The 14,356-nt window shown below is 67.9% G+C and carries 15 protein-coding genes; 5 read left to right on the top strand and 10 right to left on the bottom strand.

The window, feature by feature from the left end; all coding sequences use genetic code 11:
- Positions 1-61 precede the first annotated feature (61 nt).
- The 4 genes from BGO62_RS00140 to BGO62_RS00155 are packed head-to-tail and all read right to left on the bottom strand — an operon-like array spanning position 62 to position 4,468.
- Positions 62-418: a hypothetical protein gene (locus BGO62_RS00140; RefSeq protein ID WP_296638208.1), complete on the bottom strand. Its 357-nt coding sequence runs from the start codon at positions 416-418 to the stop codon at positions 62-64.
- Positions 415-1,680, bottom strand: coding sequence for a lytic murein transglycosylase (locus tag BGO62_RS00145; protein WP_296638212.1), 1,266 nt, complete (start codon positions 1,678-1,680; stop codon positions 415-417). The genes BGO62_RS00140 and BGO62_RS00145 overlap by 4 nt, the downstream gene beginning before the upstream one ends.
- The gene (locus BGO62_RS00150; RefSeq protein WP_296638215.1) at positions 1,673-3,439 is read right to left on the bottom strand and encodes an N-acetylglutaminylglutamine amidotransferase; all 1,767 of its coding nucleotides are present in this window, start codon (positions 3,437-3,439) and stop codon (positions 1,673-1,675) included. Before BGO62_RS00150 ends, BGO62_RS00145 begins: the two co-directional genes overlap by 8 nt.
- Positions 3,440-3,484: 45 nt before the next feature.
- Entirely contained in the window at positions 3,485-4,468 is a 984-nt protein-coding gene (locus BGO62_RS00155; RefSeq protein WP_296638218.1) for a serine/threonine protein kinase, read from the bottom strand.
- Positions 4,469-4,543: 75 nt separating this feature from the next.
- Between BGO62_RS00155 and BGO62_RS00160 the strand changes: the two genes are divergently transcribed.
- From BGO62_RS00160 to rssA, 3 genes are all read left to right on the top strand, one after another.
- Complete coding sequence (locus BGO62_RS00160) at positions 4,544-6,280, top strand: adenosylcobalamin-dependent ribonucleoside-diphosphate reductase (protein WP_296638220.1); 1,737 nt, start codon at positions 4,544-4,546, stop codon at positions 6,278-6,280.
- Positions 6,281-6,422: 142 nt separating this feature from the next.
- Positions 6,423-6,905: a hypothetical protein gene (locus tag BGO62_RS00165; RefSeq protein WP_296638223.1), complete on the top strand. Its 483-nt coding sequence runs from the start codon at positions 6,423-6,425 to the stop codon at positions 6,903-6,905.
- On the top strand, positions 6,902-7,822 hold the full coding sequence (gene rssA, locus BGO62_RS00170) for a patatin-like phospholipase RssA (RefSeq protein ID WP_296638225.1): 921 nt from the start codon (positions 6,902-6,904) through the stop codon (positions 7,820-7,822). Before BGO62_RS00165 ends, rssA begins: the two co-directional genes overlap by 4 nt.
- Before the next feature lie 15 nt (positions 7,823-7,837).
- On the opposite strand, the gene BGO62_RS00175 is transcribed toward rssA, so the two are convergent.
- The 3 genes from BGO62_RS00175 to BGO62_RS00185 all read right to left on the bottom strand — a co-directional run bounded on the left by BGO62_RS00175 (position 7,838) and on the right by BGO62_RS00185 (position 10,151).
- The gene (locus tag BGO62_RS00175) at positions 7,838-8,119 is read right to left on the bottom strand and encodes a GIY-YIG nuclease family protein (RefSeq protein ID WP_296638228.1); all 282 of its coding nucleotides are present in this window, start codon (positions 8,117-8,119) and stop codon (positions 7,838-7,840) included.
- Positions 8,120-8,126: 7 nt separating this feature from the next.
- Positions 8,127-9,404 carry an HDOD domain-containing protein gene (locus BGO62_RS00180; RefSeq protein WP_296638231.1) on the bottom strand — a complete coding sequence of 426 codons (1,278 nt, stop codon included), beginning with the start codon at positions 9,402-9,404 and terminating at the stop codon, positions 8,127-8,129.
- A gap of 165 nt (positions 9,405-9,569) precedes the next feature.
- Positions 9,570-10,151 (bottom strand): DUF3365 domain-containing protein, encoded by a 582-nt coding sequence (locus BGO62_RS00185; RefSeq protein WP_296638234.1) that lies wholly within the window; start codon positions 10,149-10,151, stop codon positions 9,570-9,572.
- A 106-nt stretch (positions 10,152-10,257) separates the two neighbouring features.
- Here BGO62_RS00185 and BGO62_RS00190 point away from each other — a divergent pair, with 106 nt between their 5' ends.
- Both BGO62_RS00190 and BGO62_RS00195 read left to right on the top strand, forming a co-directional pair.
- Positions 10,258-10,878, top strand: a complete 621-nt coding sequence (locus BGO62_RS00190) for a DUF502 domain-containing protein (RefSeq protein ID WP_296638237.1) — start codon at positions 10,258-10,260, stop codon at positions 10,876-10,878.
- 18 nt (positions 10,879-10,896) lie between these two features.
- Positions 10,897-11,892 carry a hypothetical protein gene (locus tag BGO62_RS00195; protein ID WP_296638240.1) on the top strand — a complete coding sequence of 332 codons (996 nt, stop codon included), beginning with the start codon at positions 10,897-10,899 and terminating at the stop codon, positions 11,890-11,892.
- 50 nt (positions 11,893-11,942) lie between these two features.
- On the opposite strand, the gene BGO62_RS00200 is transcribed toward BGO62_RS00195, so the two are convergent.
- The 3 genes from BGO62_RS00200 to BGO62_RS00210 form a co-directional block, all read right to left on the bottom strand.
- Complete coding sequence (locus BGO62_RS00200; RefSeq protein ID WP_296638244.1) at positions 11,943-12,482, bottom strand: glycine cleavage system protein R; 540 nt, start codon at positions 12,480-12,482, stop codon at positions 11,943-11,945.
- Complete coding sequence (locus tag BGO62_RS00205) at positions 12,482-13,507, bottom strand: hypothetical protein (RefSeq protein ID WP_296638247.1); 1,026 nt, start codon at positions 13,505-13,507, stop codon at positions 12,482-12,484. Before BGO62_RS00205 ends, BGO62_RS00200 begins: the two co-directional genes overlap by 1 nt.
- Positions 13,508-13,568: 61 nt before the next feature.
- The gene (locus BGO62_RS00210; RefSeq protein ID WP_296638251.1) at positions 13,569-14,333 is read right to left on the bottom strand and encodes an IclR family transcriptional regulator; all 765 of its coding nucleotides are present in this window, start codon (positions 14,331-14,333) and stop codon (positions 13,569-13,571) included.
- Positions 14,334-14,356 lie beyond the last annotated feature (23 nt).

Below are 14,356 nucleotides of genomic sequence, written 5' to 3' on the forward strand. Positions count from 1 at the left end.
GCAAAACCGGGGGCCGCTCCCCGCAAGGTCCACGACGGGTTTGCCTGAATCTCGCGGCCGGTCATTTCTTGAACAGGTCGTCCAGCGAGGCGGCGGGCGCGGGCGCGGCTTCGCCGCCGCCGGCCTGGCCGGCAAACAGCGCATCGAGCGCGCCGCGGCTGGCCTGCGCCATCGCCGCGCCGCCGCCGCGATAGGCCTCCAGCCGCGGCACGAACCAGCCGCAATCGTTGGCGCGCGTCTTGTCGGCGACGCGTTCGGCCGCCAGCTCGCGGCACTGCCCGGCACGGTGCGCGTCATGGTGGCGGCACGCCTTGCAGACGTGCAGTTCGGCACGACAACTCGGACAGACCTCGCGCCGCCCCAGCGGCAGCGGCATCCCGGCCAGGCTGGCACCGCATTTCCAGCAGACCAGGCTCATGGCGTGGGCAGCGCGCGGTACGGCAAGCCGGACGGCGCGGTAAAGGCCGGCGTCAGGGCGAGCATGTCCGCCGCGGCTGCGGCGGCACGGGTTTGTTCGATATGCGCCAGCACGCTGGGGGCCGGATAGCCGTCGGCCGGCAGTTGGTGCGTCACCTGGTAACGCCGGACGGCGCTTTGCGTGCGCGGGCCGGGCAGGCCATCCGCGCTGCCGGCGTCGAAGCCCATTTCGTTCAAGGCCTGCTGCATGGCTTGCAATTGCGCCGTGCTGAGCGCGCCCGCTTCGCCCGCCTGGGCCGCCAATGCGCCGCCGCCCGCCACCTGTCGCGCCAGCTGCGCCACCGCCAGCGCGTAGCTCTGCGAACGGTTCCACTGCATCACCACGTCGAAATTGTCGAACACCATGAAAGCCGGCCCCTGCCAGCCTTGCGGCAGCACGATCGCGGCCTTGCCCGCCGTGGCGGGCAAGGCCGCGCCGTCCGCAGGCAGCACCCCAAGCGCCGTCCACGCCGCCGCCGGCAGGCGGTGGGCCGCGCGGGCTTTGCGCCAGTCGAAGTCCTGCGGCAGGCGCACTTCCAGCGCCACCGGTTCATCCGCACGCCAGCCGGCACGCTGCAGATAATTCGCAGCGGAATGCATGGCGTCGGGCAGCGACTGCCGCAGGTCGATGCGGCCGTCGCCGTCGCCATCCACCGCGTAGGCGCGGAAGGTCGACGGCATGAACTGCATGTGCCCCATCGCGCCGGCCCACGAACCGTTCATGTCGGTTGCGGCAACGTGCCCGGCATCGATGATGCGCAGCGCGTCGAGCAGCTGGCTGCGGAAAAAATCGCTGCGCCGTCCGTCGTAGGCCAGCGTGACCAGGCTGGCCGGAATGTTGAGGCTGCCGAGCGTGGCGCCGTAGTTGGTTTCCAGCCCCCAGAACGCCGTCAGCACCGCCCGGGGAACGCCGTACTGCCGCTCGACCGCATCGAACAGCGCGGCATGCTCCTGCAGCAGGGCCTGGCCGCGCGCGACCTGGCGCGGGGTGACGCGGCGCCCCAGATAATCGGCAAAGGTTTGCAGAAACTCGGGCTGGCGGCGGTCGAGTTCGACCACGCGCTCGACCGGCGCGATGCCGCTGAGCGCGGCATCGAGGGTGGCGGCGGAAATGCCCTGTGCGCCGGCGTCCAGGCGGAAGGCGGCGAGCCAGCTGTCGAAGCCGCTCTGCGCGTGGGCAGGAAAGGCCGCCAGCGCGGCCAGCAGCAGAAAACGCTTACGCATTTTTTTGCAGCCAGTATTCGAGCAGCGCCAGATGCCACAGCTTGCTGCCCTGGATGCGGGTGTGGTGCTGCTCCGGCGCGGCCAGCAGCCTGTTCACATAGGCACGGTGGTACAGGCCGCGCTCGCGGCAGGCCTGCGAATTCAGGATGTCCTGCATGAAGCCCAGAAATTCGCCACGCACGTATTTGAGCGCCGGCATGGGAAAGTAGCCTTTCTTGCGGTCGATCACCGCGTCGGGGATCAGCCCGCGCGCAATTTTTTTCAACACATGCTTGCCCTCGGAAGCCAGTTTCAGTTCGGCCGGCATTGCCGCCGCAAGTTCCACCAGCTGGTGATCGAGGAAGGGCACCCGCGCCTCCAGCCCCCACGCCATGGTCATGTTGTCGACGCGCTTCACCGGATCGTCGGTGATCAGCATGGTCGTATCCATGCGCAACACCTGATCGATGAATTCGTCGGCGAAAGGCTCCGCCAGGTGCGCGGCAACGATCTGCGCCGTGTAGTCGGGGCCGTGGTAGGCCGGCATGGTCATCTCGATGAATTCGTCGTGGTCGCGGTCGAAATAGTGGCGGCGAAAGCGCTCCAGCGCGCTGTCCGAGGGGTCGGCCGCCATCCGCGGATACCAGAAATAGCCGCCGAACACCTCGTCCGCGCCCTGCCCGCTTTGCACCACCTTCACCGTCTTGCTGACCTGCTCGGCCAGCAGGTAGAACGCCACCGCGTCCTGCGCGAACATCGGCTCGCTCATCGCATCGACCGCCTCGGGCAGGCGGCGCAGCACTTCGCTGTTCGGGATCAGGTACTTGTGATGACGGGTGCCGTACATCTCCGCCACCGGGTCGGAGTATTCGAACTCGTTGCCGCGCTCTTCCGGCTGGTCCTCGAAACCCACCGAAAACGTCATCAGGTCGGGCACCCCCTGCTCCGCCAGCAGCGCCACCAGCAGGCTCGAATCGAGGCCGCCGGAAAGCAGCACGCCGACCTTGACGTCGGCGATCTCGATGCGCTTTTTCACCGCCTGCCTGAGGCTTTCGTGAATCGCCTCGGTCCATTCGGCCTCGCTCTTCGGCACCGCCGGACGCTGCGCCTTGAGCGACCAGTATTTGCGATGGCTGAGTTCGCCGCGCGCGTTCACCGTCAGCGTCGTCCCTGGCGCCAGCTTGCGGATGCCGTTGAAAATGGTGCGCGGCGCCGGCACCACCGCATGCAGCGTAAACAGATGATGCAGCGCGACGGCGTCGATGCCGGTGTCGACGCCGCCTGCGGCGATCAGCGCCTGCGGGGTCGAAGCGAAGCGGAAGCTGCCGAGATTCTCGCTGTAATACAGCGGCTTGATGCCGAGGCGGTCGCGTGCCAGCAGCAGCGTCTCGCGGTTCCAGATGGCGAACGCGAACATGCCATGCAGGCGCTCGACGCAGGCGTCGCCCCACTCCAGAAACGCGCGCAGGATGACTTCGGTGTCGCCGTCGGAATGAAAGGCATGGCCGCGCGCGATCAGTTCGGCGCGCAGTTCCGGGTAGTTGTAGATGGTGCCGTTGAACACCAGCGCGGTGCCGGTCGCGGCGTCGAGCATCGGCTGGGCCGAGCGCGGCGACAGGTCGATGATCGCCAGCCGCCGGTGGCCCAGCCGCACCGGCCCGTCGGCGTGCTGGCCTTCGGCATCCGGCCCGCGCCGCGCCAGTTTCGCCAGCATGCGCGCCATCGCCGCCGCCTCGGGCGCCGTGTTGTCGAACCGGAATTCACCTGCTATGCCGCACATTCTCTACCCCTTTTATCCGCGCCCTTCGCGGATAAATGTTGTCTTTCAAACCACCAGCGGCGGCTCGTCCATCAGCGCGATCTGCTCGCGCAATTCGAGGATGCGCGCCTGCCAGTATTGCTGCGTATTGAACCACGGAAACGCGGCCGGAAACGCCGGGTCGTCCCAGCGGCGCGCAAGCCAGGCCGCGTAGTGGAGCAGGCGCAGGGTTCTCAGCGCTTCGACCAGATGCAGCTCGCGCGGATCGAATTCGGCGAAGTCCTCGTAGCCCGCCAGGATCTCGTTCATCTGCGCCTGCTGCTCGCCGCGCTCGCCCGACAGCAGCATCCACAGATCCTGCACCGCGGGGCCCATGCGGCAGTCGTCGAAATCGACGAAATGCGGTCCGGCCTCGGTCCACAGCACGTTGCCTGCATGGCAGTCGCCGTGCAGGCGGATGGCACGGACGTCGCCGGCGCGCTCGTAGCAATACGCCACGCTTTGCAGGGCATGCGCGACCACGCTGTCCCACGCCACGGCCAGATCGGCGGGCAGCCAGCTGCCGCTGCGCAGGAAATCGCGCGACGCATAGCCGAAGGTCTCGATGTCAAGCGGCGGCCGCTGCGAAAACCCCGCCGTCGCACCGACGGCGTGAATGCGCCCGAGGAAGCGCCCCATCCGCTGCAGGGTGCCGGCGCGGTCGAATTCGGGCATGCGCCCGCCCTGCTTCGGGTACACCGCGAAACGGAAACCGGCATGGGCATGCAGGGTGGCGCCATTCAGTTGCAGCGGCGCCACCACCGGAACTTCGCGCGCGGCGAGCTCGATCGTGTACGCGTGTTCCTCCAGGATCGCGGCGTCGCTCCAGCGCTCGGGGCGGTAGAACTTGACCACCACCGGGGCGGCATCCTCGACGCCCATCTGGTAGACGCGGTTCTCGTAGCTGTTCAAGGCCAGCAGGCGGCCATCCGCGCGCAAGCCGGTGCTGTCGAGCGCATCGAGCGCGCAGTCGGGGGTCAGCGCGGAATAGGGGTGGGACGAAACCATCATGGGAAGGGGCAAAGCGGCTATGCTCAATAGACGAACGTAGACAGATGATGCCTCAAACGCCGCTTCCATCGCCGCATGAGCACACCCGATCCCTTCAGCATGGAGATCTCCCGCCACATCTGGGAGACCCGCTATCGCGCGCCGGGCGAAGCCGGCATCCGCGCCAGCTGGCAGCGCGTGGCGCTGGCGATTGCGGCGGCGGAAAGCTGCGAGCGCGAGGCCTGGGCCGGGCGCTTTCTCGCACTGCTGGAGAATTTCCGCTTCCTCCCCGGCGGGCGCATTCTCGCCGGCGCCGGCAGCGGCCACCGGGTGACGCTGCTCAACTGCTTCGTCATGGGCGGGATCGCCGACGACCTGGTGAGCATTTTCGAGGCGCTGAAGGAAGGCGCGCTCACCATGCAGCACGGCGGCGGGGTGGGCTACGATTTTTCCACCCTGCGCCCGGCCGGCATGGTGGCTGCCGCCACCGGCAGCATCGCCTCCGGGCCGGTGTCGTTCATGCACATCTGGGACGCCATGTGCGCCACCATGCTGTCGACCGGCGCGCGGCGCGGCGCGATGATGGCGACGCTGCGCTGCGACCATCCGGACATCGAGACCTTCGTCGATGCCAAGCGCGACCCCGCGGCGCTGCGCCATTTCAACCTGTCGGTGCAGGTCAGCGACGCCTTCATGGCTGCGGTGGCGGACGACCGCGACTGGCCGCTGGCGTTTCCCGGCCTCGCGAACGCGCGCACGCTGAAGGCGCGCGAGCTGTGGCAGCGCATCCTGCGCGCGGCCTACGACACCGCCGAACCGGGCGTGCTGTTCGTCGACGCCATCAACCGCGACAACACGCTGGCCGACCGCGAAACGCTCACCGCCACCAATCCCTGCGGCGAAATTCCGCTGCCGCCCTACGGCGCCTGCGACCTCGGCTCGCTCAATCTTGCGGCGTTCGTGGTGTCGCCGTTCGCCGCCGATGCCCGGCTCGACGCGGACGCGCTGGCCGCCGCGGCGACGCTCGCGGTGCGCTTTCTCGACGACGTCATCGAGGTCTCGCGCTACCCGCTGCCGGCGCAGGCTGAGGAGGCGCATCGCAAGCGGCGCATCGGGCTGGGCATCACCGGGCTGGCCGATGCGCTGGTGCTGCTCGGCCTGCGCTACGACAGCGAGGCTGCACGCACGCTGGCGACGCGCGCGATGCAGACGGTCCGCGATGCCGCCTATCGCGCATCGATCGAGCTGGCGCGCGAGAAGGGCGCCTTCCCGGAATTCGACGCCGGGCCGTTTCTGGCCAGCGGCTTCGCCGCCCGCCTGCCGGCCGATATTCGCGCCGCCATCGCCGCGCACGGCATCCGCAACAGCCATCTGCTGGCGATCGCGCCGGCCGGCACCATCAGCCTGCTGGCCAACAACCTTTCCAGCGGCATCGAGCCGGTTTTCGCGGCCGCCGCCGAACGCCGCGTGCTGGCAAGCGACGGCGCCTATCGCAGCCATCGCGTGGTCGATTACGCCTGCCAGCTGTGGCAGCAGCGGGGCGGGGCGGGCATCCCGCCGGCCCTGATCGAGGCGCACCGGATCGACCCGCTCGCCCACCTGCAGATGCAGGCCGCGCTGCAGCCCTTGGTCGACAACGCGATCTCCAAGACCATCAATGTCGCCGCCGACACGCCGTTCGAGCGCTTCGAGGATCTCTACCGCCAGGCGCACGCGCTCGGCCTCAAGGGCTGCACCGTATTCCGCCCCAATCCGGTCACCGGCGCCATCCTGAGCCAGCCGCCCGCGGCCAGCCAGATTCAGTGCTGCAGCCCCGAGCGCGAAGCGGATTAAGCCGCGCTGCATGAGCGCGGCCAGCCCTCGTCCGGCAGGCCAGCCTCGCCCGGCTACATTTTTCGGCGCAGCTGGCCGACAATGGGCGGGCCGCGCCTGCCGGCGCCGGCTGCCTGTTCGACACCCTGGGAAAGGATCCTGAATGCTGCGTTTTCTGTTGTCTGCCCTGGCCATCCTGGCCTGGCTGCCCGCCGTCTCGGCGGCAAGCCTCGATGCCCTGCTGGCGCGTGGCGCGGCGCCGCCCGGGGTGGTGTTCGAAATCGTCGACCGCGACCCGCAGGCGCTCGACCAAGCGCTGCCCTGGGTCAAGCGCGCCGCGCAGCGGCTGAAGGCGCGCTTTCCTGGCATGCCGATGGCGCTGGTGGCCCACGGACAGGAAATGTTCGCGCTGCAAACCGCGCAACGCGAGGGCAACGCGACGGCGCACCAACTGGCCGAGAGCCTGGTGCGCGACGAAGGCATCCCGCTGCATGTGTGCGAAACCTATGCCGGCTGGCGCGGCGTGGCGCCGGAGGCCTTTCCAGACTATGTCGATGTGGCGCCGTCGGGGCCGGCGCAAATCCGCAATTACGAAGCGCTGGATTATGTGCGGCTGGTGGTGCCGCGGGCGGCAGCGCTGCAATGAGCCCGCGCATCGGCCTCGCCCTCGGCGGCGGCTCGGCGCGCGGCTGGGCGCACATCGGCGTCATCCGCGCGCTGGCCGACGCCGGCATCGAGCCCGATCTGGTCTGCGGCACCTCGATCGGCGCGCTGGTGGGCGCCGCCTACGTGGGCGGCGAACTCGACCGGCTGGAGGCCTGGGTACGCAGCCTGCGCGTACAGACCGTGGTGAGCTTTCTCGACTTTTCGCTCGGCGGCGGGCTGATCAAGGGCGACAAGCTGATCGAATTCTTCCGCAGCCACTTCGTCGATCGCGACATCCGCGAACTGGCGCGCCCGTTCGGCGCCGTCGCCACCGACCTGCAGCGCGGCCGCGAAGTGTGGCTGCGCGAGGGCGGGGTGTCGGACGCGGTGCGCGCCTCGATCGCGCTGCCCGGACTGTTCACCCCAGCGCAGCGCGACGGCAGCTGGCTGGTCGACGGCGGCCTGGTCAATCCAGTGCCGGTGTCGCTGTGCCGGGCGATGGGGGCCGACCTGGTGATTGCGGTGGATCTGAACGCCGACCTGCTGGGGCGCCACCTCAAGCCCCGGCCCGCCGCCGCAGCGCGCAAGCGCGCCCCGGCCAATCCCGAAAACCTGACCGACAGCGTGATGGCACGCATCCAGACCGGCATGTCGCAGCTCGGCCTCAATTCCGGCAACGGCCCCAGACCGCCGGCCATGCTCGACGTGCTGGCGAGCAGCATCAACATCATGCAGGTGCTGATTACCCGCAGCCGGCTGGCCGGCGATCCGGCCGACGTGATGGTGACGCCGCTGCTCGCGAACCTGGGCCTGATGGAATTCCACCGCGCCGACGTCGCCATCGACGCCGGACGGCGCGCGATGGAGGCGGCCATTCCGCAACTCAACGCACGCCTGAACGGCATGAACGGCGCCTGAAACGGGCGGGAAGGCTTACGCGACCGGCGCGCACAGCGCCAGCTTGCCTGCGCGATCCAGCTGCTTGATCGCCGCTTCGCGCCGCGTCGCCTCGGCGCGGTTGGCGGCGGCTTCGGCATAGACCAGCTGCACCGGACGGCGACTGCGGGTGTAGCGCGCACCCGCCGCGCCGGTGCCGTTGTGTTCGGCGACGCGGCGCACAAGGTCGGTGGTGATGCCGGTGTAGAGCGAGCCGTCGGCGCAACGCAGCATGTAGACACACCACGCGGCGGCGGCGGCGCCGGAAACGGCCGCCATGTTCAGTTCATACGTCGGCGGACAGCTGTTGCGCCCACAGCAGCGCATCCATGTGCACGGCGTTGATGTCGGCCACGTCGCGGCCGATCTGCCCGGCCAGGGCATCGAGACTGCTCTGGTCGTCCTGCTCGCAGGCGATCGCCAGCGCCAGATAGGGCGCATACGGCCCGCGTTGCGAGACGATGGCCTCGGTGATTTCGGCGGGCAGGCTGATCTGCTTCAACACCTGCTCCATCGGCATGCGCATCACCACGTCGAGCAGCGAAAACAGCCCGGCGACGAAAATCTCGTCGCGCGCCTTGGCGAACAGCGCGCGCCCGGCCAGCTGCTCGGCCACCCGGCCGCGCACCAGGGCATTCTCCAGCACCGCCTGATCGAGTTCCTGGGTCTGGCCGCCGGTAAACAGGATCAGCGTCAGCCAGCGATAGAGCTTGTCCTGTCCCATCACCATCAGCGCCTGCTCGATGCCGCCGATTTTGCTCATCAAGCCCATGCCGGGGGAGTTGACGTAGCGCAGCAGACGCACCGACAACGCCGGATCCTGGCGGAAGTGCCCGGCCAGTTCAGGCTGCTCGGCGCCGGTGCGCACCCGGTTCATCAGGTCCAGCACCTTGGCGCGGGACGGCCCCATGACCGGGGTGTCGAGCGTTTCGCGGCGGGTGATGAAAGGCCCCATGAACAGGGCGAACTGCAGCTTGTGGCACATGTGGAACGCTTCCAGCGTTTGCACCTCGGTCGCCACAAAGCGTTTTCCGGCCGCCACCTTGGACACCGCTGCCATTTGCGCGGTGATGGCGGGAATGTCCTCGCTGCCGACGTCCATCAGCACATAATCCGCAAGCTGCAACAGCGCATGCCGCCCGGCCCCCACCGCCATGTCGGCATGCAGGGCGAAACCGAATCCGCGCGCCTTCAGCTCGGCCAGCCGGGCAAGCAGGGAATCGTCGATCGGGGTCTGGCTGTCGATCTTCAGAACCCACACCGTGCCGGCAGCGGGCCAGGTATCGATCAGCGGAAGCGACAGGCTGGCCGGCACAACCGGCACAAATGCCAGGCGTTGCCCCAGCAGGCGCGCGATATCCATGCGCTGCAGGTTGCCGAGCAAGGTTTCGTCGTAGAGCCGCTGCATGTCGGGCAGAGCCATATCGCGCTGGTCATCCGGCGCGCGGCGCAACATGAAGGTGTAAGCCGCCACCTTCTGGTCGCGGCCCAGCATGGCCTCGCGACGCATCACCGAAGGCGCTTTGGCCACCGGCCTGGCTGCCGACTCCGGTGCGGACGGCACGGCACCCTGCGGCGGCGGCGTTGCATTATCCCGGCCCCCCGACCACATTCCGACAAGACGATTCAGCACGCTACATTCCTCCACAACAAGCTTGGGCGCATCAGCATAATTATCGGCGCCACCGCGCAGGACTGAAGCCCGTTCACGCAAATTTTGCCGGCCGGTTTACAGCGGGCGCTTGATCGAGACGATGCCGCGCACCATGCCGGGGGCATAGCCCGTGGCCTTGTCGAGCGGGTAATCTGCGGCAAGGCGCGCTTTCACGCCAGCGGGAATCGCGGCCGGGTCGCCGTGGCAGGTCAGGCACAACGGCAGCACCGGCAGCGCCTTGGCGTAGCGGAACTGCTTGCCGGTCGGCGTGGCGACGATTTGCCAGGTGTCGAGCGTCTCGGGCTTTTCCCCCGCGGCCAGCCGTTTTTCCAGCCCGGTCTGGACTTCGGCCTCCCACGCGTCGGGCACGGCGGCCGGATTGCGGTTTTTCGGGCTGACGCGCGTAGCCTGCAGGCCGAACTGTTTCGATACCTCGGCCGCGATCTGCGGCGCACGCTCCTTGCATACGCCGATCGCCCCCTCCGCGCCCTTTTCGCCGAGCGCCGTTTTCAGTTCGCCGCCGAGCCTCTGCGTCAGCGCGGCGGCGGCCTTGCGCGCGTCCGCCACCATGGCGGCCTGTTCTTCGGCGCTGGGGCCGCTGGCACAACCGGCAAGCAGCACGGGCAAGGCAAGGGCGATCAGGGCAGGGGCTTTCATGGGGGTTCTCCGGAGAATGAACACGTGCGGGAATTCTAACAACGCCCCGCTATTATGCTAGTGACAACGGGCAGCCCGGTTTCGGCAACACTTGCGGAGTCCAGAATTGACCAAGCACCTCTATCAATATTTTTTTCGCGGCCTGATCACCGCCCTGCCGCTCGGGCTGACCATCTATCTGCTTTATGTTTTCCTGCGCTGGACCGAGACGCTGGCCATGCAATTGATCCGGCCCTTCATCGGCGAATTCTACGTGCCGGGGATGGGCTTGCTGCTGGGTATCAGCGGTATCTTCCTGCTCGGTTTTCTGGTGTCGCAACGCGGCGCGGGCAGGCTGCTGTCGCTGGTGGAACTGCCCTTCACCAACCTGCCGGTGGTCAAGAGCATCTATTCTTCGCTGAAGGATTTTGCCGATTATTTTTCACCGCGCCGCAGCCCGGCCAGCCAGCAAATGGTGGTGGCGCTCAGGATACCGGGGCAGGATCTCGAACTGGTGGGACTGCTCACGCGCCAGCGCGTCGATGACCTGCCTGGCGGTTTCCTGCAGGGCGACCGCGTGGCGGTTTATCTGCCGATGGGCTACATGATCGGCGGCTACACGGTTTTCGTGCCGCGCGGCTGGGTGCAGCCGATCGACATGCCGGTGGAAGAGGCGATGCGCGCATCGCTGTTTGCCTGGATGAGCGCGAGCGGAAACGACGCGTCGTCCGGCCAGACCAGGCCATGATCTGCGGGACGACCAGGCATGCCGGCAGTTGATGTAGAGTCCGCTTTCATGCAGATCGAATGCTACGCCCAGCGCCTGCTCAACCCGTTTCGCGGGGCAGTGCACGTCATTCGCTACCGCTCGGCCGAGGCAGTCACCACCGACGGCATCGAGTGGGACATCTATGTCGCCAACGACGCGCTGCTCGACGACCTGGGGCGCGCCGGACGGCGGGCGCAGATTTCCGACATCCGCTACGGCCACTGGTCGGCGGAAACGGGGCTGAAGCGCGGGCCGCTGTACCCGTCGGACGATTTCAGGCGGCTCGAAGACATGGGCGCGGTGATCTACGAGCACCTGCTCAAGGCGCATCGCGCGGTGCCGTTCGCCTTCCGCGATCAATTCGAGCTCTGGCTGCTCGACCGCCGCGACCAGCCGCTGGCGCTGCTGCACAGCGTGTGCACCGACAGCGAAACCGACACTAGGCCGCCGCTCGACTGGCGCGCCGGCATGGCTGCGAAGGAACATTTCCGGAGCGCGGCGATTGCCGGTCTCGACGGATCCGCCGGCGGCTACCTGACGCGCTATGTGAACAGTCTCGCCAGCGGCGTGGCGCAGTGGTTCCGCCGCTCGGACGACGGTGCCGGGCTGGGGCTGCACACGCTGCCAGGCGGCAACGCCCTGCACGGACGCGTGCTGGAGGCCGACGCCTTCCCGCCGCTGTTCATCGCCACCGCCGGCATGGATGCCGCCCACGCCCGGCTGGTGCACGACTACCATGCCTGGCAGGCGCCCTGGATGCTGTTGCTGCCGCATCTCGATGCCGCCGCCCGCGGCGCGTTCGAGGCCTGCGCCTGCCGCCAGGCCGAACTGCTCGAAAAGCACTGCCGCCTGTATCCCGCCGTCATCGACCGTCCCGCCTTGCAGGCCGCGCGCGTGGAAGCGGCCCTGGTGCGCGGCCTGCCGCTCACCAACCGGCAGGACGATGCGCTGTCGCTGTTCTACAGCGAACTCGGCGTCAGCGAAGGCGAATAATCAGGCAACTGCGTTGCGGACGGCGGGCAGCGCTGCCGCCGCATGCTGCGTCACATCCGCACCGGCTCGAAGGTCGCATCCAGATTCTGGTCGTCGCAGTAATCCAGAAAATCGCCGCGCAGGGTGGCGATGTGGGCGTCGGCGGGGATGCCCAGCGTCATGTGGACGGCGAACATCGGCGCGCCGGTGTGCGGGGCGGGGTAGGTTTCGGTGTCGAGCGCTTCGATGTTGATGTGCAGCCGCGCGAAGAAGTTGGCGAGGCTGTTGACGATGCCGGGCTGGTCGAGCGCGGCGACTTCGACGGTGTAGGGAATCAGCGGCTTGTCGGCACGCGTGGGGCGGGTGCGCTGCTGGGTGAGTGAGAGGCCCAGCTCTTCGGCGACGGCGGGAAGCCGCGCTTCCAGCTTGGCCAGCGCGTCCCAGCTGCCCGAAACGCGCATCAGCAGCGCGAAACGCCCGCCCAGCGCGGCCATCCGCGACTCCTCGATGTTGCAGCCGCTGTCCGAAATGCGGCGGGTGAAACCTTCCACCAGGCCTATTTTGTCTTCCCCGCTGGCGGTGATGACGAGTGATTCGGTGTCGTTGGACATTAAATGAGCTCCCGGTCGGACAATTCTTTTTTGATATACGCGTAGATGATCGGCGCGGCAATGACGCCCTGCACGCCGAAGGCGGCCTCCATCACCAGCATGGCGATCAGCAGTTCCCACGCACGCGCCTGGATCTGCCCACCGATGATACGGGCATTCACGAAATATTCGAGCTTGTGGATGACGACCAGGAACGCCAGCGAAGCCGCCGCGACGTGCAGCGAATGCGACAGCGAAATGACGACGATGACCGTATTGGAAATGAGGTTGCCCAGCACCGGCAGCAGGCCGACGACGAAGGTGACGACGATCATGGTTTTGGTGAAGGGCAGATGCACCCCGAACGCCGGCAGCACCAGCAGCAGGTAAGCCGCGGTCAGCAGCGCATTGAGCGCCGAGATGCGCATCTGCGCAAACACCACCCGGCGAAACGCCTCGCCCAGGCGGTTCACCCGTTCGCACATGGCCTGCGCCAGCGGTGCCAGCGCCTGATGCGGACGCGCTTCGCGCAGCGCCACGAAGCTGCCGATGATCAGGCCGATGATGAAGTGCAGCAGGCCGCGCCCGGCGTCGCCGCTGAGCTTGCGGATATCCTGCGCATGGGTGCGCAGCCATTCGACCAGCCCCGCGCGGATCACCGACTCGTCGCCCTGCGGCAGCCACTCGGCCGCCCACAGCGGCAGCAGTTCGCGCGAATTTTCGATGATCTCGGCCATTTTCGTCAGCAGCCCGGCGAGCCCGCCTTCGGTGCGCAGATACAGGATCACCCCCGCCGTCAATCCGCCCAGCGCGCCCAGTACGGTCAGGGTGATGAGCGACACCACCAGCACCTTGGCCCAGATGTGGTCGAGGCGGCCGATGACAAAACGCGGCGCCAGCAGATGCACCAGTTGCGCCACCAGCAGGCCGGCCAGCAGCGCAGGCAGCAAGTGGAGCTGCAGGACGAGCAGCAGCCCGGCTGCCATCATCAGCCAGGCGGCGAACTGGTAGCGGGTGGCGGCGAAAGGTGCAGGGTCGGCGGTCATGGCCGCCACATTGCCAACAAAGACCTCGCGCGGCAAGGGTTTTGCGCTGCCGCCCGGGTTCTCAGGCGTCGCCGCGATAGCCCAGCGCCGCGCCACTGCGCTCAGCCGCCTGCTTGAGCGCCTCGGCCCAGCCCGGTTTGTGGCGATCGGCCGGCGCCGAGATCGACAGCCCGGCAACCAGCTTGCCGTCGGCATCGCGCACCGGCGCGCCGATGCAGGCAACGCCCAGCTCGGCTTCCTCGCGGTCATGGGCCAGCTGCTCGCGGCGTATGGTTTCGAGTTCGGCCTTGAGGCGCTCCAGCGTGGTCAGCGTGTTCGGCGTGTAGGCCGGCAGGCCGGTGCGCTCGGCGTAGCCCATCACGCCGCTGGCGCTGTCCTCGGCGAGGAAGATCTTGCCGACGGCGGTGACGTGCAGGGGTGCGTGCGCGCCGACCACCTGCACCACCTGGATCAGCGTCTGCCCGCCCGACACGCGTTCGACGTAGACCGCCTCATCGCCGCGCCGCACGATCAGGTTGACCGTCTCGCCGGTCAGTTCGGCCAGTTGCTGCATGAACGGCATCGCCACCTGCCTAATGTTCAGACGCGAGCGCAAGCGATTCCCCACTTCGAGCCAACGCACGCCGAGGTCGTATTCGCCGGCGCCGGTTTTCTCGACCAGGCCATGCGCCATCATTGCGCCGAGGATGCGGTGCGCGCTGGCGGTGTGCAGATCGGCCTGTTCCGCCAGGCGGGTCAGGCTGATCGGACCCGGCGCGCGGGAAAGGACGCCGACCAGCGCCATGGCGCGGTCGAGCACTTGTATGGAGGAGCTTGCGTTTTTCATAAAGTGAAAATTTATCACGCATA

Source organism: Thiobacillus sp. 65-1402 (genome assembly GCF_001897685.1).
GTDB lineage: Bacteria > Pseudomonadota > Gammaproteobacteria > Burkholderiales > Thiobacillaceae > Thiobacillus.

Excerpts from the sequence above, each read along its gene's own strand:
- BGO62_RS00140 (WP_296638208.1), bottom strand. The coding sequence starts at position 418 with ATGAGCCTGGTCTGCTGGAAATGCGGTGCCAGCCTGGCCGGGATGCCG.
- BGO62_RS00145 (WP_296638212.1), bottom strand. The coding sequence starts at position 1,680 with ATGCGTAAGCGTTTTCTGCTGCTGGCCGCGCTGGCGGCCTTTCCTGCC.
- BGO62_RS00150 (WP_296638215.1), bottom strand. The coding sequence starts at position 3,439 with ATGTGCGGCATAGCAGGTGAATTCCGGTTCGACAACACGGCGCCCGAG.
- BGO62_RS00155 (WP_296638218.1), bottom strand. The coding sequence starts at position 4,468 with ATGATGGTTTCGTCCCACCCCTATTCCGCGCTGACCCCCGACTGCGCG.
- BGO62_RS00160 (WP_296638220.1), top strand. The coding sequence starts at position 4,544 with ATGAGCACACCCGATCCCTTCAGCATGGAGATCTCCCGCCACATCTGG.
- BGO62_RS00165 (WP_296638223.1), top strand. The coding sequence starts at position 6,423 with ATGCTGCGTTTTCTGTTGTCTGCCCTGGCCATCCTGGCCTGGCTGCCC.
- rssA (WP_296638225.1), top strand. The coding sequence starts at position 6,902 with ATGAGCCCGCGCATCGGCCTCGCCCTCGGCGGCGGCTCGGCGCGCGGC.
- BGO62_RS00175 (WP_296638228.1), bottom strand. The coding sequence starts at position 8,119 with ATGGCGGCCGTTTCCGGCGCCGCCGCCGCCGCGTGGTGTGTCTACATG.
- BGO62_RS00185 (WP_296638234.1), bottom strand. The coding sequence starts at position 10,151 with ATGAAAGCCCCTGCCCTGATCGCCCTTGCCTTGCCCGTGCTGCTTGCC.
- BGO62_RS00195 (WP_296638240.1), top strand. The coding sequence starts at position 10,897 with ATGCCGGCAGTTGATGTAGAGTCCGCTTTCATGCAGATCGAATGCTAC.
- BGO62_RS00200 (WP_296638244.1), bottom strand. The coding sequence starts at position 12,482 with ATGTCCAACGACACCGAATCACTCGTCATCACCGCCAGCGGGGAAGAC.
- BGO62_RS00205 (WP_296638247.1), bottom strand. The coding sequence starts at position 13,507 with ATGACCGCCGACCCTGCACCTTTCGCCGCCACCCGCTACCAGTTCGCC.
- BGO62_RS00210 (WP_296638251.1), bottom strand. The coding sequence starts at position 14,333 with ATGAAAAACGCAAGCTCCTCCATACAAGTGCTCGACCGCGCCATGGCG.